The sequence below is a fragment of the Pseudogemmobacter sp. TB195 genome (assembly GCF_058313095.1).
The window spans coordinates 49,219-67,275 of record NZ_JBZEGG010000017.1; the positions used below are offsets into that span (position 1 = coordinate 49,219).

Annotated in this window: 18 protein-coding genes and 1 tRNA gene; 10 read left to right on the top strand and 9 right to left on the bottom strand. The window is 63.0% G+C overall.

Going from position 1 to position 18,057, the window contains the following annotated elements; genetic code table 11:
* Position 1: 1 nt before the first annotated feature.
* A complete protein-coding gene (locus tag AC4FS3_RS17455; RefSeq protein ID WP_491021595.1) occupies positions 2–484 on the bottom strand; it encodes a Hint domain-containing protein in 483 nt (160 codons plus the stop codon).
* Positions 485–766: 282 nt separating this feature from the next.
* Between AC4FS3_RS17455 and AC4FS3_RS17460 the strand changes: the two genes are divergently transcribed.
* The 3 genes from AC4FS3_RS17460 (at position 767) to AC4FS3_RS17470 (ending at position 3,172) form a co-directional block, all read left to right on the top strand.
* Positions 767–851, top strand: a tRNA-Leu gene (locus tag AC4FS3_RS17460).
* 24 nt (positions 852–875) lie between these two features.
* The gene (gene tig / locus AC4FS3_RS17465; protein WP_491021596.1) at positions 876–2,210 is read left to right on the top strand and encodes a trigger factor; all 1,335 of its coding nucleotides are present in this window, start codon (positions 876–878) and stop codon (positions 2,208–2,210) included.
* Between the two features lie 167 nt (positions 2,211–2,377).
* Positions 2,378–3,172, top strand: coding sequence for a heme-dependent oxidative N-demethylase family protein (locus AC4FS3_RS17470; protein WP_283177552.1), 795 nt, complete (start codon positions 2,378–2,380; stop codon positions 3,170–3,172).
* 118 nt (positions 3,173–3,290) lie between these two features.
* On the opposite strand, the gene AC4FS3_RS17475 is transcribed toward AC4FS3_RS17470, so the two are convergent.
* From AC4FS3_RS17475 to AC4FS3_RS17485, 3 genes are all read right to left on the bottom strand, one after another.
* Positions 3,291–4,055, bottom strand: coding sequence for a hypothetical protein (locus tag AC4FS3_RS17475; protein ID WP_491021597.1), 765 nt, complete (start codon positions 4,053–4,055; stop codon positions 3,291–3,293).
* A 273-nt stretch (positions 4,056–4,328) separates the two neighbouring features.
* Positions 4,329–5,207 (bottom strand): hypothetical protein, encoded by an 879-nt coding sequence (locus AC4FS3_RS17480; RefSeq protein ID WP_491021598.1) that lies wholly within the window; start codon positions 5,205–5,207, stop codon positions 4,329–4,331.
* Between the two features lie 139 nt (positions 5,208–5,346).
* Complete coding sequence (locus AC4FS3_RS17485) at positions 5,347–5,691, bottom strand: hypothetical protein (RefSeq protein ID WP_283177548.1); 345 nt, start codon at positions 5,689–5,691, stop codon at positions 5,347–5,349.
* Positions 5,692–5,805: 114 nt separating this feature from the next.
* Between AC4FS3_RS17485 and purB the strand changes: the two genes are divergently transcribed.
* The 5 genes from purB (at position 5,806) to AC4FS3_RS17510 (ending at position 11,474) form a co-directional block, all read left to right on the top strand.
* Positions 5,806–7,110 (top strand): adenylosuccinate lyase, encoded by a 1,305-nt coding sequence (gene purB / locus AC4FS3_RS17490; protein ID WP_491021599.1) that lies wholly within the window; start codon positions 5,806–5,808, stop codon positions 7,108–7,110.
* A gap of 135 nt (positions 7,111–7,245) precedes the next feature.
* Entirely contained in the window at positions 7,246–7,422 is a 177-nt protein-coding gene (locus tag AC4FS3_RS17495; protein WP_491021600.1) for a hypothetical protein, read from the top strand.
* A 166-nt stretch (positions 7,423–7,588) separates the two neighbouring features.
* On the top strand, positions 7,589–8,683 hold the full coding sequence (locus tag AC4FS3_RS17500) for a flagellar motor switch protein FliG (RefSeq protein ID WP_491021601.1): 1,095 nt from the start codon (positions 7,589–7,591) through the stop codon (positions 8,681–8,683).
* 990 nt (positions 8,684–9,673) lie between these two features.
* Positions 9,674–10,540: a DMT family transporter gene (locus AC4FS3_RS17505; RefSeq protein ID WP_491021602.1), complete on the top strand. Its 867-nt coding sequence runs from the start codon at positions 9,674–9,676 to the stop codon at positions 10,538–10,540.
* A gap of 25 nt (positions 10,541–10,565) precedes the next feature.
* Positions 10,566–11,474 (top strand): lysophospholipid acyltransferase family protein, encoded by a 909-nt coding sequence (locus AC4FS3_RS17510; RefSeq protein WP_491021603.1) that lies wholly within the window; start codon positions 10,566–10,568, stop codon positions 11,472–11,474.
* 291 nt (positions 11,475–11,765) lie between these two features.
* On the opposite strand, the gene AC4FS3_RS17515 is transcribed toward AC4FS3_RS17510, so the two are convergent.
* Positions 11,766–12,530, bottom strand: a complete 765-nt coding sequence (locus tag AC4FS3_RS17515; RefSeq protein WP_491021604.1) for a DUF1223 domain-containing protein — start codon at positions 12,528–12,530, stop codon at positions 11,766–11,768.
* Positions 12,531–12,887: 357 nt separating this feature from the next.
* Here AC4FS3_RS17515 and acnA point away from each other — a divergent pair, with 357 nt between their 5' ends.
* Both acnA and AC4FS3_RS17525 read left to right on the top strand, forming a co-directional pair.
* On the top strand, positions 12,888–15,653 hold the full coding sequence (gene acnA, locus AC4FS3_RS17520) for an aconitate hydratase AcnA (RefSeq protein ID WP_491021605.1): 2,766 nt from the start codon (positions 12,888–12,890) through the stop codon (positions 15,651–15,653).
* A gap of 55 nt (positions 15,654–15,708) precedes the next feature.
* Entirely contained in the window at positions 15,709–16,044 is a 336-nt protein-coding gene (locus AC4FS3_RS17525; RefSeq protein WP_491021606.1) for a hypothetical protein, read from the top strand.
* Positions 16,045–16,156: 112 nt separating this feature from the next.
* Here the strand turns inward: AC4FS3_RS17525 and AC4FS3_RS17530 are convergent, their stop codons facing one another.
* The 4 genes from AC4FS3_RS17530 to AC4FS3_RS17545 are packed head-to-tail and all read right to left on the bottom strand — an operon-like array spanning position 16,157 to position 18,022.
* Positions 16,157–16,597 (bottom strand): hypothetical protein, encoded by a 441-nt coding sequence (locus AC4FS3_RS17530; RefSeq protein ID WP_491021607.1) that lies wholly within the window; start codon positions 16,595–16,597, stop codon positions 16,157–16,159.
* Positions 16,594–17,121: a DsbE family thiol:disulfide interchange protein gene (locus AC4FS3_RS17535; RefSeq protein ID WP_491021608.1), complete on the bottom strand. Its 528-nt coding sequence runs from the start codon at positions 17,119–17,121 to the stop codon at positions 16,594–16,596. The genes AC4FS3_RS17530 and AC4FS3_RS17535 overlap by 4 nt, the downstream gene beginning before the upstream one ends.
* The gene (gene ccmD / locus AC4FS3_RS17540; RefSeq protein WP_491021609.1) at positions 17,118–17,294 is read right to left on the bottom strand and encodes a heme exporter protein CcmD; all 177 of its coding nucleotides are present in this window, start codon (positions 17,292–17,294) and stop codon (positions 17,118–17,120) included. Before ccmD ends, AC4FS3_RS17535 begins: the two co-directional genes overlap by 4 nt.
* Entirely contained in the window at positions 17,291–18,022 is a 732-nt protein-coding gene (locus AC4FS3_RS17545) for a heme ABC transporter permease (RefSeq protein ID WP_283177538.1), read from the bottom strand. Before AC4FS3_RS17545 ends, ccmD begins: the two co-directional genes overlap by 4 nt.
* Between the last annotated feature and the right edge of the window lie 35 nt (positions 18,023–18,057).

Sequence of the window (18,057 nt, forward strand, 5' to 3'; positions counted from 1 at the left end):
ATCAGGCGGTTATTTTGGCGCCGGTGCAAAGCAGTTCCATGCCATTTGCATAGATGACTTCATCGTCATCAAAGGTCAGCGTGAAAAGGCGGATTTCCGACACGGTCTCAGAGCGGATGTAATCGCCGTCACACAGACGCTGCGCCTCGATCATGGCAACGTCCTGACCATAGAGAGCCCGGGCGCGCCAGTCGCGCAATATGATCTTCTGGCCCGGCGCAAGGAAGCAATCAGCTTCCGGGCGGTCATGACCAAGCGCCGAGGCGCTGACGCGGATCATACCGGCATCGCGCATCACCGAAACTTTGATTGATTTCAGAACCCTTACGCCCGATCTGGTGACGACACGGTCGCCCGGCGCAAGAAACTGGACAGGCAGATCGCCGTCAAGAGTGAGAACGGTGGTTCCAACCGTAAGACCGGACGCCGCGGTGACTTCGACAGCCGGAAGGTCGGTTTCGACGCTGAGAAGGCTTTCGATCATCATGGTCTCAATCCCTGATCTTCGCGCTATGTGACCCAGTTTCGCGCCGAACTATGGCAGGAATTGGTCAGGGCTGCGCTTATTTCCAGGCTTTTGCCCGCCGATGCACCGGTTTTGTGGCCGGAATGTCCGTTTTCCCGCAGTCTTGTCGCGATGATTTTCCGCTCGCATCCCAATCGGGCCTTTGCTAGAAGGGCGCGGATTTTCCGGGCATATGCGGGGGCCGGCCTGTCACATCAGGGTCTGGTCCCCGTTTCGTTATCCTGGAAGAACATGAGCGATGCGGGTGTGGCGGAATTGGCAGACGCACCGGATTTAGGTTCCGGCGCCTTACGGCGTGGGGGTTCAAGTCCCTCCACCCGCACCATTTGAGGATTGGGAAGGTAAACAGATGCAGGTCACCGAGACCCTGAAAGACGGCCTGAAGCGCGGCTATACCATCACGGTGACCGCAGCAGAGCTGGATGCGAAAGTGCAGGAAAAGCTGCTCGAAGCGCAGCCCGACATTGAAATCAAAGGCTTCCGCAAGGGCAAAGTGCCGCTGGCGATTCTGCGCAAGCAATTTGGCGACCGCCTGATGGGCGAAGCCATGCAGGATGCTGTCGATGGTGCCATGAAGGACCATTTCGAGGCAACCGGCGACCGCCCCGCGCTGCAGCCCGAAGTCAAGATGGCGGATGGCGAAAGCTGGTCCCCCGATAAGGACGTCGTGGTAGAGGTCGCCTATGAGACCCTGCCGGAGATCCCGGAACTCGACACCGCGAAAGTCGCACTGGAAAAGCTGGTCGTGAAGGCCGCCGAATCCGATGTGGACGAAGCGCTGAAGAACCTCGCCGACAATGCGAAAGATTTCGAAGCCCGCAAGAAAGGCTCGAAAGCCAAAGAGGGCGACCAGGTCGTGATCGATTTTGAGGGTTTCGTCGATGGCGAAGCGTTCGAAGGCGGCAAGGGCGAAGGCTATCCGCTGGTTCTGGGCTCGAACAGCTTCATCCCCGGTTTCGAGGATCAGCTGACCGGTGCCAAAGCCGGTGACGAGGTTGAGGTCAAAGTGACCTTCCCGGCCGAATATGGCGCAGCCCATCTCGCAGGCAAAGAAGCCCTCTTCAAATGCACCGTGCATGAGGTCAAGGCGCCGAAAGCCGCCGAGATCGATGATGAGCTGGCGAAGAAATTCGGCGCTGAAGATCTTGCAGGTCTGAAAACCCAGATCGGTGAGCGCCTCGAAGCCGAATATAAAGGTGCCTCGCGCGCCGTTCTGAAACGTGCGCTGCTGGACCAGCTGGATGGTCTCGTGTCGTTCGAGCTGCCGTCGAAACTGGTCGAGGCGGAAGCCAGCCAGATCGCGCATCAGCTCTGGCATGAAGAGCACCCGGAAGAGCATGGCCATAACCACGGCAATATCGAAGCGACCGACGAGCATAAGAAGCTCGCCGAGCGCCGCGTGCGTCTGGGTCTGCTGCTCGCCGAAATCGGCCGCAAGGCTGAGGTCACCGTGTCCGATGCCGAAATGACCCAGGCCGTGATCCAGACCGCCCGTCAGTATCCGGGCCAGGAGCGCGCCTATTTCGAATTCGTGCAGAAGAACCCGCAGATCCAGCAGCAGCTGCGCGCGCCGATCTTCGAAGACAAGGTTGTCGATCACATCGTCGGCCTCGCGAAAGTGACCGAGAAGGACGTCTCGAAAGACGACCTGCAAAAGGCGGTCGAAGCTCTGGACGAGCTCTGATCTTCCGGTCAGTGGTTAAAACGGGCCGCTCCTTCGGGGGGCGGCCTTTTTCTTTGGCCGGGGGCCATGCCGGTTGCTGGTCCGGCTCTGACTTTGCTCTGGCCTTGCCCTGGCGCGGCCAGCCGGATTAGGGTCTCCGGCGATGCCCCTTTGAGACCGACGCGCCAGTGACAGCCGATCCCGCCATCCTGCAGACCCGCCTGCCCTTTTTGCCCTGGATGGATCCGCGCAGCAGCCGCCTGCCCGGCATCCAGCCCCTCACCGATGACAGCTGGATCGCCCGCGACGAGGCTTTCGCCGGCCAGATGGCGCGACGCGACGCGCTGATCTCTGATATCCCCGACCGTGTCCACGCGCTTTTGCCCGAGGCAGAACCAGCCGCGCGCGAGCTTTATGACATGGTGCTGGCGCGGCTTGGCCGTGATCCCGGCTACCGCTTTGCGCAGGACGGTGCCGTGATCACACGCCCCGATGGCGGCACGATCCGCCCCGATCCTGAGCAGCCGCTGCTGACGCTCGGGCGGCTGGTGCAGGAGGATCTCTGCATCTTAGAGACCGGCGAGGACAGCCATCGCCTGACCGGCGCGCTTTTGTGTTTCCCGGCGGGCTGGACGCTCTCGCAAAAGATCGGCCGTTCTCTTTTGCGCATCCATGAGCCGGTCGAGCCCTATGATGAGCGCCTTGCCCGTGGGGTGCAGCGGCTCTTTGATGCGATCCGGCCGGAGCAGCCGCTCTGGCGGATGAATTACCTGACCTATGACGATCCGGAGCTGCATCAGCCGCGCCCCGAAAGCCAGCCGCGACCGCGGCCACAAGAGCATCGCTATATCCGCTGCGAGAAACAGGCGCTGATCCGGCTGCCGGTCACCAGGGCGGTGGTCTTCGCGATTCACACCTGGCTGGTCCGGTCAGATACGGTGACGGCCGATGAACATGCGGCCTTGCTGGCGGCGGTGCATTGACCAGCGTCAGGCTCAGGCCCGGATCTGCCTCTTGAAATGGCAAGAAACACGCGGGCCCGGCACCTGAAGCTCCGGTGTCGGCGGACGGGCCCCTCGCCCCGCCCGCAAAGTCTGCGGATTATTCGCCGCTGCCGCGTGTCTCGCGCAGGTCTTCGCCCCTGAAATGGGCAAGCCCGGCACGGATCGCACCATAGGGAATCGCAAAAGCGATCATCCAGTAACCAAGAATACGCGCAGCCCCTTCCCCGGCCGCATGGCGCAGCCTTTGGGTCAGAGTGAGGCTCCTGGCCATTGCCCGATGTGGCTGTGCCAAAGCCTCGTCACTGCCGCCCGGTTTTCTTGCGGTCTCCTCCGCCCCTTGCTGCGGATTACGCAGCTTATCCCGGATCGCGGCGAGCTCATACGGGTCGGTCAGCCCCCCGGCAGGATCGGGCTGACCGGCCGTGGAGGCGGCCTGACCTGCGCTGAGCGCTGTGTTCTGCGCCGATGGCGCGGCGCTGGCGGGTGCGACTCGCCCCCGAAACAGATCGCGATACGCGGCGTCGATATCTTTCGGCACGCTGACATTAGCATTGGGCCGGGTAAGCTCTGACGCACGGCGCAAAATTCCGGCCCCGCCCAGAACCGCGCGCCCAGTGCTGGATGCCGAAGGCAGAAAGCGCCCGGTATGGCCGAGCCGCTCCTCAGGGATGCGCAGTCTTCCGGCGCGCAGATCGCCGCCGATGTCTTTGGCATTGCTGCCACAGCGCGCAAGGATGCCGGACACGGTTTCGCGCCCGATCTTCAGCGCGACACGGGCAAAAGCGCGCGGCTCAAACGGGGGCTTCTGACTGCCCTCGGCCCAGATTGCCGGACGAGACTCATCACTGTCACTTTTCATCATCTTTAAATCCGTCGCTCACATAACTCGCGAAACCGCACCAGCGGCCCCGGCCCTTGCATCACTTATTGCCCCGGACGGTTCCCTGCCCAGGGCCCCTCCTGCCAGGAATGTCAGGCGGCAAGATCCGGAAAAAATCAGTCAGGCGGCAGGAATGCGCCTGGAAAAAGACCTGAAACTGGCACAATCATGGCATTGTTCCGGGTCTTACAGGCAGTTCGTGCCGGACCGGCTTACCGTCCGAAAGCGAGCAACACCCGGATCAGTTTGCGCACACTACCCGGCCACCATCTCCGAATGCCACACCGGGGGCGTTTCGCATATCGGCATCACCCCGCCCATGTCGCGACCGCCGAGAATGGCCAGTGCCAGCGCCCGCATCGGCGCCGCCGCGAGGATATCGGTGCTGTCGCGCAGCCGGTCAAAGCCAAGCCGGGCCGCGTAGAAAACCGCCGCCCGTTCTGCCGCGCGGCGCTGTGACAGGCCTGCCCTGACCAGCAGATCCTGCACCTGCGCGAGCCGCCAGCCATCAACGCGCGCAAGCGCCGCCGCCACCATGACATCACACCGCGCCCAGTCGCGAATCGCGCGTTCGATCAATACGGCACAAGGTGTATCGGGGTCACCGTCTTTGGTTCCGGCGGAGGGGGGGGCCATGGCCTCATCCGCCAGTTCCAGCAGGCGCGCCAAAGCCAGCCGGGGCGCGCCCGTCTCAGCCGGGGGGAGAGACAGAACCGGCTGTTGCGAGGTCCGCTCCCACAGGGCAATCACCTCAAAGCGATAGGCCGCCAGATCGGGGAAGAACCCGTAAAACCCGGCCCGCGATGCGCCCGGAAAATCACAGAGAACCGGTAAGTTCAGCGCAGGATGCCCGGATCGCGCGAGCAACGCAAACGCCCGGATCAGCCAGTCACTGCGGCTCAGCCGTGCGGGCCGGGCGAAGCCGGGCACCCGCCAGGGCGTCGCGGGCATCTGCGGCAGATCTGCCTCGAGCAGTGTCTTCGGGCCGGCGTCGGCCAGGGGGGATCCACCCCGCCCCGGCGCCAGTTGCGACATGGCGCGATGAATGCCCCCCGAAGCAAAGACCTGGCCGCGCGGAGAGGTTTTACGGTCTTGTCGGTCGCTCCGATCCTCCGGTCGCAGCAGCAGTCTCATCTCAGGCTCCTTCTGTCGCCATGGGGTATTTCCCCGGAGACTGGAGCGCGAAGGTTAAGGAATCGCTGAAAGCCACCACGTTAATCAGCGCCAGTGCTGCGACAATCACACCACGAACGCTGCCCGCCGCGAGGGCGCGTCAGAGATCGATATAGCGCCCCACCCGCGCCGCACCGCCAGAAACCGGGGTAAACCGCAGGTCGATGCCCTTTTCGTCAAGCCGGTAGCAAATGGCCTCGGCCCCGGGCCATAACAGGCAGACTGTCTCGTCGCCGAGACTCCACCGCCCCCATGTATCCCCCGAGAGGACACGGCCATCGGCAAAGAACCCCCAGGTCACGCCATCCGCAAAACCAATGGTCCGCGCGGCCAGCACCGTCTCGACCCGGTCATCCGGCACTGTGGCCCAGTCCGCCGCCGCATGCGCCATACCGGCCGCAAGGCTCAACACCAGCGCCCCGGCTTTCCACATCCGTCCTGCCATTTCGACCTGCCATTTCTATGCGCCATTTCTGCGCATCTGTTCCTGCGATTGCTTGCACCTGCCCCGACCGCTCTTTAAGGGAAGGCCAGTCAAGCCGCCAGTCAGAGGTCCGTGATGATCCCGCGTTATTCCCGCCCCGAAATGGTCGCCATCTGGTCGCCCGAGACCAAATTCCGCATCTGGTACGAGATCGAGGCCCATGCCTGCGACGCCCAGGCCGATCTCGGCGTGATCCCGCGCGAGAATGCGGGCGCCGTCTGGAAGGCAAAGGATGTGGCCTTTGACGTGGCCCGGATCGACGAGATCGAAGCCGTCACCAAACATGACGTGATCGCCTTCCTCACCCATCTGGCCGAGATCATCGGCGCCGATGAGGCGCGCTTTGTCCATCAGGGCATGACCTCATCCGATGTGCTCGACACCACGCTGAACATCCAGCTGGTGCGCGCCTCTGACATCCTGATCGCGGGCGTCGAACGGGTTCTGGCCGCGCTGAAAACCCGTGCCTTTGAACACAAGGACACGGTCCGCATCGGCCGCAGCCATGGCATCCATGCCGAGCCGACCACGATGGGCCTGACGTTCGCGCGGTTTTACGCCGAGATGGACCGCAACCTGGCGCGTCTGAAAGCCGCGAAAGACGAGATCCGCACCGGTGCGATTTCGGGTGCAGTCGGCACATTCGCCAATATCGACCCGCGCGTCGAGGAATATGTCTGCGAGAAGCTTGGGCTGGAGCCGGAGCCGGTCTCGACGCAGGTGATCCCGCGCGACCGCCATGCGATGTATTTCGCGGTGCTGGGCGTGATCGCCTCGTCGATTGAAAACATCGCGATCGAGATCCGCCATATGCAGCGGACCGAAGTGCTTGAGGCGGAAGAGTTTTTCTCGCCCGGGCAAAAGGGCTCCTCGGCGATGCCGCATAAGAGGAACCCGGTCCTGACCGAAAACCTGACCGGCCTCGCGCGCCTCGTGCGGATGTCGGTGATCCCGGCGATGGAAAACGTGGCGCTCTGGCATGAGCGCGACATTTCGCATTCTTCGGTCGAACGCGCGATTGGCCCTGACAGCACCGTGACGCTGGATTTCGCGCTGAACCGGCTGGCGGGTGTGATCGAAAAACTGGTGATCTACCCGGAAAACATGCTGAAAAACATGAACAAGTTCAAAGGGCTTGTGATGTCGCAGCGCGTTTTGCTTGCCCTGACCCAGGCCGGTGTGTCGCGCGAAGACAGCTACCGTCTGGTGCAGCGCAACGCGATGAAGGTCTGGGAACAGGGCGCGGATTTCAAAACCGAACTGCTCGGCGATGCGGAAGTGACCAAAGCGCTCTCCCCCGCCGAGATCGAGGAGAAATTCGACCTTGGCTACCATACCAAACATGTCGATACGATTTTTGCCCGCGTTTTCGGCGAATAAGCCCTGACACGGCGCAGCTGTCGCGATTCTGAGGCCGATCATGCCCCCCGTCCGCAATTTCCCTGCGGGCGGGGGGTTTTTCATGGCATCCTGCGGGCGTCGTCCCTCCGGCGGCGGAACACAGGAGGATTTAAGATGACGAGACCTCTGCGCGGGGCCGCACTGATCGCCCTGCTTCCCCTGATGCTGATGCCGGGCCTCGCCTCGGCGCGCGATTGTATGAAACCGAAAGACACAACGGCGTCCCTTTGTAGGCCCGGCGCGGTCTGGGATGAGGCAAGTGCCTCTTGCGTGATCCAGCCCGCAAGCTGACGGGCGCAAAGCCCCGCTGAAATTGCCCGCGGCAGGGCTGTCGCGGGCAGTTTTTATGCGGCCCGGCAGTTCAGGCCGCATTTCTTGTGAAAACACCCTCGGCTGGCAATCTCCGGTTAACCGCACTTTGCGAGGATCGGCCAGAGATCAGGTTGAGAGGCAGGAGATGTCCCATGGGGTTCAGCTGGCACGGATAACTCCGGCCCAGAGTCCGGGTGCGGGTGGTCACTACAGCGCGCAGGGAAACGGGGTGCGCCGGATGCTCAGCGCGCGCGAAAAGGCCGCCGTGGTGGTGCGCTATATGCTGGCGCAGGGGGCCGAGCTGCCGATTGCGCAGCTGCCGGACCATCTTCAGACCGCATTGGCCGAACAGATGGGCCAGATGCGGCTGGTCGACCGCGAAACGCTGGACCAGGTCATCTCGGAATTCATGACCGAGCTGGATTCGGTCGGCCTCGCCTTTCCCGGCGGGCTGGAAGGGGCGCTGAACGCGATGGATGGCCATATTTCGCAATCCACCGCGAGCCGGCTGCGCCGCAAAGTGGGGGTGGGCGCGCGCGGTGATCCCTGGGAACGGCTGGGTGCGCTGCCCCCCGAGCGGCTGGTTCCGGTGCTCGAAAATGAAGCGATCGAGGTCGCAGCCGTGATCCTGTCGAAAATGCCGGTGCAAAAGGCGGCAGAATTTCTGGGCAAACTCCCCGGCGAACGCGCGCGCCGCATTGCCTTTGCCGTCTCGCAAACCGCCAATACCGACCCCGATACCGTGCGCCGGATCGGCATAGCCATTCTCGGCCAGATCGACGCGCAGCCGCAAAAGGCCTTTGACCGTGGCCCGGTTGAACGGGTGGGGGCGATCCTCAATGTCTCGCCCGCCCAGGTGCGCGAAGATGTGCTGAAAGGTCTGGAAGACGCGGATGCCGGTTTTGCCGAAGAGGTGCGCCGCGCCATCTTCACCTTCGCGCATTTCCCCGGCCGCGTCACTGGCCGCGACATTCCGAAAGTCGTGCGGCTGGTCGATCAGGCTACGCTGGTCACCGCCATCGCTTATAGCAAAGGCAAACCACCGCTGGAGGCCGCCGGCGAATTCATCCTCGCCTGTATCTCGCAGCGCATGGCGCAAAACATCCGTGACGAGGTCGAACAGGCGCCGAAGATCAAGGACAGGGACGGCGAGACCGCGATGAGCGCAATCGTCGCCGCCGCGCGCAGCCTGGAGGCCCAGGGCGAGCTGGTCATGTTGCTGCCGGAAGAGGAAGAATGACCCACCAGCGCCCAAAGCGCCTTTCTGGCAAAGCCCGTCTCTGGCCTAAGGCCTCTCTGGCCGCATCCCCGGCCAGAAATCTCCGCCACAAAAGATCCGGGGGCTCCGCTGCGGGCACGTCCCCTTCGCGGCGCGGAACGACCGGACGGCCGTTTTGCACCCGCATAGCGGCTGCAAAACGGCCAGCGCCGCGTGAGAGCGTCCGGCTCTCACGCGGCCTTAACCAGATCGTCCGGCGCAGCCACTGGCATGGCAGGCCGGGCCCCGGGCGCAAACCCCATCGGTAACAGCCCGATGCTTTCCGCAAAGAGCCTCTGTTGGAGGCGCCGGATCACATCTCACCCCATTCGCCTGTTCCCCGACCCATTGCCGCCGTGACGGATGACCCCGGCTTTGCGTTTCTCCACGCCGGCAGCGCTGGCATGGCCGCGTCGCAAGCCTCCTGCACCTCACTCAGCCTTGCCTCTTATTGCGCAGATACAGCCGATCTCCGGTGCCCATCACACGCCTTGGGCATTCGCATGCGGGTCTTCTGGCCGACAGCGACTGCGGTCTGCGCACGCCTCCCGGCCGGGCGGAGGTGCCTCAATTGTACCGCCCCGGTTACCTGGAAATCAGCGCAGCCCATGCCCCATTTTCTGCATCTCCGGCCTGACCCTGTGCAGATGGCGCAGGCCCATCGGGAATTTTCTGCTCCCCCGCCTCGCCTTCCCGGTCCGATCTTTGATTTCAGAAGGCAAAAGGGCAAAATCTGCCGGCCCGTGCCAAAGGCGACCCGCACGTCGCAATCCAGTCACCAGTGTCGCTGAACTGTCCGGCCCCTGACGCTGACTTGCGGAAACAAACTTTTTCCTCACCCCCACCCTGCTCGCATGGGCAGGCCGTCACGGTCCTGGTCTGAACCAGCCGCATTCCAGCCATCCACATTGGCTCCAGACCAGCCATCCTCTCTTGTCTCTTTCCCGGCACCCAGGTAGCGTCGCTGGCATCATGCAAACTGCGCAGAACCCCGCGCGAGGCATCCTTCTGATGATCCTCGCAATCCTCGCTTTCACCCTGCTCGATGCGAGCGCCAAGGGCCTGTTGCAGCGCTATCCCGCGCCGCAGGTGATCTGGGCACGTTTTCTCGGTCAGGTGCTGATCGTGGTGCTGATCCTGAGGGGGCGGACGCTGGCCATGGCTCGCACCTCCTACCCCGGCCTTCATGTGCTGCGTGCTGTTTTCCAGGTTACCACGGCCGCGCTGTTCTTCACCTCGCTGAATTTCATCGGCCTCGCCGAAGCGACCGCGCTCACCGACACGAGCCCGGTTCTTGTCACGCTCGGGGCCGCGCTGTTTCTGGGAGAGAGGCTCGGGCCGAGGCGGATCCTTGCGATCTGTGTGGCGCTGGTCGGTGCGGTGATCATCGTGCGCCCCGGCGGCGGCGTGTTCACCTGGTGGGCGCTGATGCCACTTGCCGCAGCCGTCTCTTTCGCAGCCAATTCGCTCCTGACCCGACGTATCGGCCAATATGAGCCGGTCTGGACGGCAATGCTCTGGGGCGGGATCTTCGGGACGCTGGCCTTCACCCTCTTTCTTCCCACAAACTGGGTGCCGGTCGCGGCTGCCGATCTGCCACTTTTCGTCTTTGTCGGCTGTATCGGCACGCTGGGCCAGGTGCTGATGATCCGCTCCCTCTCGATTGCCGAGGCTGGAACCGTGGCGCCCTTCACTTACATCGGTGTGGTTTTCGCCACGCTCTGGGGCGCGCTTTTCTTCTCGGAATATCCCGATTTCTGGACGGTGACCGGCGCGCTTGTGATCGTGGGGGCCGGTCTCTATGTCTGGCACCGGGAAACGCGGCTGCACAAGCGCTGATCCAGGATTGCAAACGGGCTGCATAATGAGCGAGAAACAAGAGGCAAATCCACGCCACTGGCTGCAGGACCGGCTGTTCCGGGCGCTGATCTGGGCCCTGAAGCGGCTGCCCTACCGCATCAGGGTGCCCCTTTGCGGCAAGATCGTCTCGGGCGTGATCGCACCGCTGGCCGGCTACCGCCGCCGGATCCGCAGCAATCTGGCCCTCGTCATGCCGGATCTGCCAAAGGCCGAGGTCGAGAAGATCGTCCGCGACGTGCCCGACAATGTCGGCCGCACCCTGATCGAGATCTATTCAGGCGAGGAGTTCATCGCCCGCGCCGCCGGGTTGCCGCTGACCGGCGCAGGCGTCACCGCGCTGGAGGAAGCCCGCCGCGCGAACCGCCCCGTGATCCTCGTCACCGCGCATTTCGGCAATTATGATGCCACCCGCGCCGCCCTGATCGCACGCGGATTTCCGGTCGGCGCGCTCTACATGAATATGTCGAACCGCTATTTCAACGAACATTACCTCAGGGCGATTTCCACCATCGGCACACCGCTTTTCCCACGCGGGCGCGAGGGTCTGGGGCAGATGGTGAAATTCCTGCGCCAGGGCGGCATGCTCGGGATGCTGATCGACCAGCATATGACCCGCGCGCCGCTTCTGGGTTTCTTCGGCCATGAGGCGCAGACCGCGCTTTCAGCAGCAGAACTCGCGCTGAAATATGATGCGCTTTGCGTGCCGGTCTATGCGGTGCGCCAGCAGGACGGGCTGTCCTTCCAGGTCATCGTGGAGGATCCGATCCCGCATAGTGACCCGGTCACCATGACCCAGGCACTCAATGACAGCCTCGAGGCGCTGGTGCGCCGCTATCCCGGCCAGTGGTTCTGGATCCATAAACGCTGGAAACACGGCGGCGCCAGACTGCCTTCGCCGGATGCCGAAACCTGACCCGGGGCCTGCTTCTGCCTGTGCTTCTTTCCTGCCGCTTTTGGGTCCTGGTGAAAAACTTCTGCACCGGAATGAGGTGGCCCCTCTGCCGCCTGCTGCGGTGAGATGGCTGGCGAAACCGTGCCGGATTGCAAAGCGACGATCACCTGCGGGACGACCCGTTTCAGCTGATTTCTGACAATGGCAAAGCCTGCAGGATGTTTACGGCTTCGCCTGGAAACACGACTGCCGGGAAACACCTGTCCTGTGGTCTGGCGGCAAGCGGCAGACACAGCGTGAGCCCGTTCTGTCTCAGGGGGTCACCGCAGCCGCAAAGATCCGCCCCGGCCCTGCCGCTTTCGCCCCTTTGCCGCTGACATCCTGGATGAACACCACCGCAGGATTGCCGCCGGTGATCGGGATGCTGACCTCCAGCGGCTCCTGCCCGGCCCAGTCGCCAAGGCTCTCCCATTCGGTCACGATATTGCGGTAGGTCACGATCTTGCCGGCGTTTTCGCCGCGCTCGATATCAACCGTGGCCTCGGGCATGTAGCGCGCAAGCCCGACCCTGGCGGGGGCCTCCAGCGGCGGGTCGGCTTTGGCGCGGATCACCAGATTGTCGCCGTCACGCGTGACCATCAGCGTCACCGGGCTTTTGGCGGCAACGTGATCGGCCAGAGCCTTCAGCGTCGCTTCCGGGTCAAAGCCCTCGATCCGCTCGACACCGCCGATGATGAATTGCGGCGTATAGATCGTGCGCGATCCGATGGTCCTTGCATATTCCTTTTGGCGCTCGGTGAACGCCGCCGAGCCGAAACTGTCTTCCCAGCCGATGTAATCCCAGTAATCGACATGCAGCGAGAGCGCGATCACCCGCTTGTCTTTGGTGAGGCTTGCGAAAAACTCATCCGCCGGCGGGCAGGAGACACAGCCTTGCGAGGTAAAGAGCTCGACCACCACCGGGCCGGCGCCGGCGGCCAGAGGCGCCGCCTTCTCTGCCAGGTCTTCGGCGGTGCCCGGACCTGCAAGCGCGCAGGTCAGAACCAGGCCGCAGGCGGCGCTGAGCAAATGTCGCATCTCATGTCTTTCCCGGCTGGCGTCAGCGGATATCGGAGCATTGCCCGGACACCGCCCGTCCCTGTACTCAACCCTGTATAGGAAACCGACCCCCTGCCTGCCAATCAAGGTTTTGCGATTGCCTGCAATCTTCCGCGCCCCGGACCGCTTTCCCCCTTTCCTCGCCGCCCTCTCCATGCTGCAATCGCAGTGTAGTTTCGCCGGCGTTCTCGCCCCTTTGCCGCCGCGTCCGCCACCACGGCCTCCGGGGTCTGGAAATTCGGTATACGACTGCATACATAACTTCTGAGATTCCCGGGCACCGCCTCGCCCGCCGCAGCCGCAAGATGCCACGCCAGTTTTTCAAGGAGCGAAGACATGACCGTCACCGTCGGACATGACAGCCAGAAAACCCGTAAAACCCTGAGCGCGGGCGGCCAGACCGTCAGCTATTACTCGATCCCGGCGGCGGAAGAGGCCGGGCTTGGGGATTTCTCGCGCCTGCCCGCGTCGCTGAAAGTGGTGCTTGAGAACATGCTGCGCTTTGAGGATGGCAAGACCGTCACCAGCGACGATATCCGCGCGTTTTCGACCTGGGGCGCCCAGGGCGGGCGCAATCCGATCGAGATCGCCTATCGCCCGGCCCGCGTGCTGATGCAGGATTTCACCGGTGTGCCGGCGGTGGTGGATCTGGCCGCGATGCGGGATGGGATCATCGGGCTGGGCGGTGACGCGCAAAAGATCAACCCGCTGAACCCCGTTGATCTGGTGATCGACCATTCGGTGATGATCGACGAATTCGGCAATCCCCGCGCGTTCCAGATGAATGTCGACCTGGAATATGAACGCAATATGGAACGCTATACCTTCCTCAAATGGGGGCAGAAGGCGTTCAACAATTTCCGCGTCGTGCCGCCCGGCACCGGCATCTGTCACCAGGTCAATCTGGAATATCTGGCCCAGACGATCTGGACCGACACAGACCAGAATGGCGAGCTGGTGGCCTACCCGGACACGCTGGTCGGAACCGACAGCCACACCACCATGGTCAATGGCCTCGCCGTTCTGGGCTGGGGCGTCGGCGGGATCGAGGCCGAAGCCGCGATGCTGGGCCAGCCGGTGTCGATGCTGATCCCGGAAGTGGTTGGCTTCAGACTGACCGGGAAAATGGTCGAAGGCACCACCGCGACCGATCTGGTGCTGAAGGTCGTGGCGATGCTGAGGAAACACGGCGTGGTGAACAAATTCGTCGAGTTTTACGGCGAAGGACTAGATCACCTGCCGCTTGCCGACCGCGCCACCATCGCGAATATGGCCCCAGAATACGGCGCCACCTGCGGTTTCTTCCCCATTGATGACGAAACGCTGCGCTATCTGAGGAATACCGGCCGCGACGAGGCCCGCATCGCGCTGGTCGAGGCCTATGCCAAAGCAAACGGCTTCTGGCGCGGGCGCGATTACGATCCGATCTATACCAGCACGCTGGAACTCGACATGGGCAGCATTGTCCCGGCGATCTCGGGGCCGAAACGGCCGCAGGATTACCTGCCGCTGACCGAATCGGCCCGCAGCTTCTACAAGGTCGTGGCCGATTACCGCGGCATTGATGTCAGCCCGGATGCGCTGGATATGGGTGATGAGGGCGGCGCCGTAACCGCTCCGCCGAAAGACGTGCGCAAGGTCGTGCCGGTCGAGGGCAAGGATTACACCCTTACCGATGGCTCGGTGGTGATTGCGGCGATCACCTCCTGCACCAATACCTCGAACCCCTATGTGATGATCGGCGCGGGGCTGGTAGCGCGCAAGGCCCGCGCTTTGGGGCTGACCCGCAAACCCTGGGTCAAGACCTCGCTCGCGCCCGGATCGCAGGTGGTGGGGGAATATCTTGAGGCCGCAGGGTTGCAGGACGATCTCGATGCGCTCGGCTTCAACCTCGTGGGTTATGGCTGCACCACCTGTATCGGGAATTCCGGGCCCTTGGGCGATCCGGCGATCTCGAAAGCGATCAGTGACAACGACCTGGTGGCGACGGCCGTGCTGTCGGGAAACCGCAATTTTGAGGGCCGCATCAGCCCTGATGTGCGGGCAAATTTCCTCGCCTCGCCACCGCTGGTGGTCGCCTATGCGATTGCCGGCGATCTGAACGTCAACCTGACCCGCGACCCGATCGGACAGACGCCCGGGGGCGAGAACATCTTCCTGAAAGACATCTGGCCCACGCAGAAAGAAATCAGTGAGATCGTCGACAAAGTCGTCACGCGCGAGGTTTTCCAGGCCAAATATGCCGATGTTTTCAAAGGGGATACCCGCTGGCAGGCGGTGGAGGTCACCGGGGCCGAGACCTATGACTGGCCGCCCGGATCGACCTATATTCAGAACCCGCCCTATTTCCAGGGCATGGGGCGCGACCCCGGCGTGATTTCGGATATCGAGGGCGCGCGGGTGCTGGCGATCCTCGGCGATATGATCACAACCGACCATATTTCACCGGCGGGCTCGTTCAAACCGACGACTCCGGCGGGAAAATACCTGCTGGAACGCCAGGTGGCGCCACGCGATTTCAACTCCTATGGCTCGCGTCGCGGCAACCATGAAGTGATGATGCGCGGCACTTTCGCCAATATCCGCATCAAAAACGAGATGCTGTCCAACGAGCATGGCGGCGTCGAGGGCGGCTATACACTGGGGCCGGACGGGGCGCAGACCTCGATCTTTGACGCCTCGATGGCCTGGCAGGCGCAGGGCAGGCCGCTGGTGATCTTTGGCGGCGTGGAATATGGCGCGGGGTCGTCGCGCGACTGGGCGGCCAAGGGCACGGCGCTGCTGGGGGTCAAGGCGGTCGTCGCGGAAAGCTTCGAGCGCATCCACCGCTCCAACCTCGTCGGTATGGGGGTCATCCCCTTTGAATTCACCGGCGGAGACACCCGCAAAACGTTGAACCTGAAGGGGGACGAGGAAATCTCGATCCATGGTCTAGCCGGCGTGCTGAAACCCCTGAGCCTGGTCCCCATGACGATCCGCAGAGCAGATGGAAGCGAGCGGACCGTCGAGATCCGCTGCCGCATCGATACCGAAATTGAGGTCGAATATGTCGAAAACGGCGGCGTGCTGCATTACGTGCTGCGAAATCTTGCCGGTGCCTGATCGGGGTGTCTGATCGGGGCGCCAGATAGGGGCGCATGACAAAGCGGCATCGCAAATGGGCCGGAGCGATCCGGCCCATATGTTCCGGTTAAGTTCCTTTTTACCCGAATCGCGCAATCTGGAAAGGTTCAGCCAGAAGGGCTTTTCCATTCGCCATTCCACCCGCCTCGACATGCGTGACCGCAGGATCCCGGCCCGCGCCCTGTTCCCGCCCTTGCCCTCGCAATCCGAGATATGGCGGGCCGAAAGCGCCGCATTTCTTACAAAAACCGCCCGGCTGAATGCGCCCGCATCGCGATGCGTGGCGTGCAGGCGGCTCTCCCTGCCCGCGCTGCCCTTTGCCGAACTGCTGATGCCGTTCGGGATGCTGACGCTGTCTTTGCTGAACTGAGCGTCTGCCCGGTCTGGTTCTCACGCGGCCTGTCCTGCGTCACGCCTGCGTCACGTTAGCTCGCCTCATGGTGCCCCGCATCAGGGTGGCCTCGCCTGCGCGTCGCCTAGTCTCAGGGCAGCGATTGTCCCGCCGCTGTCTTGCAGGCGGTCACACGCTCATCCGTAATCGGCCAGAGCGTGAACCGCGCGCCTGTCTCGGACTGGCAGGTGAGGATCGGGTAATTGCTGTGATCGGTGAAATACTGACACCAGAGGCCGAAGGAACCGGCTTTCCCCACCACCAAATTGGGCACTTCATTATAGTCCGACGGGCTCAGGCGTATCGGCGCATCATGGCCCGCCCCGGTCGCACAGGGGACGACATCAAGCGCCCAGGTCCCCTTCACCGGCGCGATCCGGACGAGATCGTCGATCAGCGCCGGAGCCTCGGCACCACTGCGCCCGACCCGCTCATAGACCCCGGTGAAAAAGCTGGTATCTGGCCGGATCGTCTCTGCCTGTGCCATCGCCCCGCAGGTCAGAAACGCTGAGGCAAAGATAAAAGTCTTCATTTCAACGCCGCAGCAAGGGCGGGGACAAAGCGCGATTCGTAATCGGTGCCGACCAGCGGACCGGTAAATTTGAACAGAACCGTGCCATCTCCATCAATGATGAAGGTCTCGGGCGGCGCGGACACGCCCCATTCCACCCGGTTGCGCCCACCAGGATCGGTGGCAATGGCAAAGAACGGATTGCCGTCTTTCTCAAGATAGCCGGCCGCATCGGCTTCTTTATCCATGATATTCACGCCGGCGACCCGGATCCCATCCGCCGCCATCGCCTTCAGAACCGGATGTTCGGCCCGGCAGGGCGGGCACCAGGAGGCCCAGAAATTCACCACCGTCACCTCGCCCCTCCGGAGGTCATCCGCCGTCAGAAGTGGTGTTCCGGGCAAGGATGTCTCGGGCAGAACCGGCGCCGCGCGCCCGATAAAGGTCGAGGGGATCTCGCCCTGCCCGTCGCGCTGCATCCCGAACCAGAAGACAGCGGCGAGACAGGCAAAGGCCAGGGGCGGCACCAGATAAAGCGCCTTCATGCTTTGGCCTCCGCAGCTTTTGCCTGCGCGAGCCGTGTTTCTGCCCCGGCCAGTGCCCGCGCCACCCGCCGGGATTGCACAAGCGTCAGCGCAAGCAGCCCGGCCAGGGCCAGAAGCGTCGCCCCCCAGGCGCCCAGCACCGTTGCCGCGTAGTCTCCAAGATCCGGCATCATCCAAGCCTCTCCCTTGCCTCAAGCGCGATCAGCCGCCGCGCCCGGATCAGCATCCGGGTCCGCAAGAGGACGATCAGTATGAAAAACAACACGAATCCTACGAGGCAGATCACCAGGGGCACGTAATAGGCCACATCCAGCGGGTCTTTCTCGCCGACTTTCAGGATGGTCGAATCCTGATGCAACCCCTGGTTCCAGAACTTGACCGCGTAGCGCGACATCACCGCAAAGACCGAACCAACGACGCAAAGAATGCCGGTCAGATCAGCGGCGGTTTCAGGATCTTCGATCGCCGACCAGAGCGCGATATAGCCAAGGTAAAACAGGAAGAGGATCAGGAATGAGGTCAGGCGCGGATCCCATTCCCACCAGGTGTTCCACATCGGCTGGCCCCAGAGCGCGCCGGTGACAAGGGCGATCAGCGTGAAAACAAGCCCCGCCGGGGCCGCCGCCCGCGCCGCCAGCGCCGAGACATGGTGGCGCCGGATCACCCAGATCAGCGAGGTGACCAGCATCATGATCCAGGCATTGATCGCCATCATCGCCGCTGGCACATGGATGAAGAGGATCTTGACCGTCGAGCCCTGTTTGTAGTCGTCAGGAGTAAAGAAAAAACCCCAGGTCAGACCGATCCCCAGAGACAGGCCCGCAAGTGCTGCGATCCAGGGCAGGATCCGCCCGGAAAGCCGCATGAAATTTCTCGGATTTGCGAATTCCCAAATCGACATATCGGCCCGTCTGTTCTGCCTCACCCGTGCTTTGT

Bases quoted from the DNA above. Each gene is read 5' to 3' on its own strand.
- AC4FS3_RS17510 (WP_491021603.1), top strand. From the start codon at position 10,566: ATGAGCGAGAAACAAGAGGCAAATCCACGCCACTGGCTGCAGGACCGG.
- AC4FS3_RS17515 (WP_491021604.1), bottom strand. From the start codon at position 12,530: ATGCGACATTTGCTCAGCGCCGCCTGCGGCCTGGTTCTGACCTGCGCG.
- AC4FS3_RS17545 (WP_283177538.1), bottom strand. From the start codon at position 18,022: ATGTCGATTTGGGAATTCGCAAATCCGAGAAATTTCATGCGGCTTTCC.
- ccmD (WP_491021609.1), bottom strand. From the start codon at position 17,294: ATGATGCCGGATCTTGGAGACTACGCGGCAACGGTGCTGGGCGCCTGG.
- AC4FS3_RS17480 (WP_491021598.1), bottom strand. From the start codon at position 5,207: ATGAGACTGCTGCTGCGACCGGAGGATCGGAGCGACCGACAAGACCGT.
- AC4FS3_RS17530 (WP_491021607.1), bottom strand. From the start codon at position 16,597: ATGAAGACTTTTATCTTTGCCTCAGCGTTTCTGACCTGCGGGGCGATG.
- AC4FS3_RS17495 (WP_491021600.1), top strand. From the start codon at position 7,246: ATGACGAGACCTCTGCGCGGGGCCGCACTGATCGCCCTGCTTCCCCTG.
- tig (WP_491021596.1), top strand. From the start codon at position 876: ATGCAGGTCACCGAGACCCTGAAAGACGGCCTGAAGCGCGGCTATACC.
- AC4FS3_RS17455 (WP_491021595.1), bottom strand. From the start codon at position 484: ATGATCGAAAGCCTTCTCAGCGTCGAAACCGACCTTCCGGCTGTCGAA.
- AC4FS3_RS17525 (WP_491021606.1), top strand. From the start codon at position 15,709: ATGGGCCGGAGCGATCCGGCCCATATGTTCCGGTTAAGTTCCTTTTTA.
- AC4FS3_RS17505 (WP_491021602.1), top strand. From the start codon at position 9,674: ATGCAAACTGCGCAGAACCCCGCGCGAGGCATCCTTCTGATGATCCTC.
- purB (WP_491021599.1), top strand. From the start codon at position 5,806: ATGATCCCGCGTTATTCCCGCCCCGAAATGGTCGCCATCTGGTCGCCC.
- AC4FS3_RS17500 (WP_491021601.1), top strand. From the start codon at position 7,589: ATGTCCCATGGGGTTCAGCTGGCACGGATAACTCCGGCCCAGAGTCCG.
- AC4FS3_RS17485 (WP_283177548.1), bottom strand. From the start codon at position 5,691: ATGGCAGGACGGATGTGGAAAGCCGGGGCGCTGGTGTTGAGCCTTGCG.
- acnA (WP_491021605.1), top strand. From the start codon at position 12,888: ATGACCGTCACCGTCGGACATGACAGCCAGAAAACCCGTAAAACCCTG.
- AC4FS3_RS17475 (WP_491021597.1), bottom strand. From the start codon at position 4,055: ATGATGAAAAGTGACAGTGATGAGTCTCGTCCGGCAATCTGGGCCGAG.
- AC4FS3_RS17535 (WP_491021608.1), bottom strand. From the start codon at position 17,121: ATGAAGGCGCTTTATCTGGTGCCGCCCCTGGCCTTTGCCTGTCTCGCC.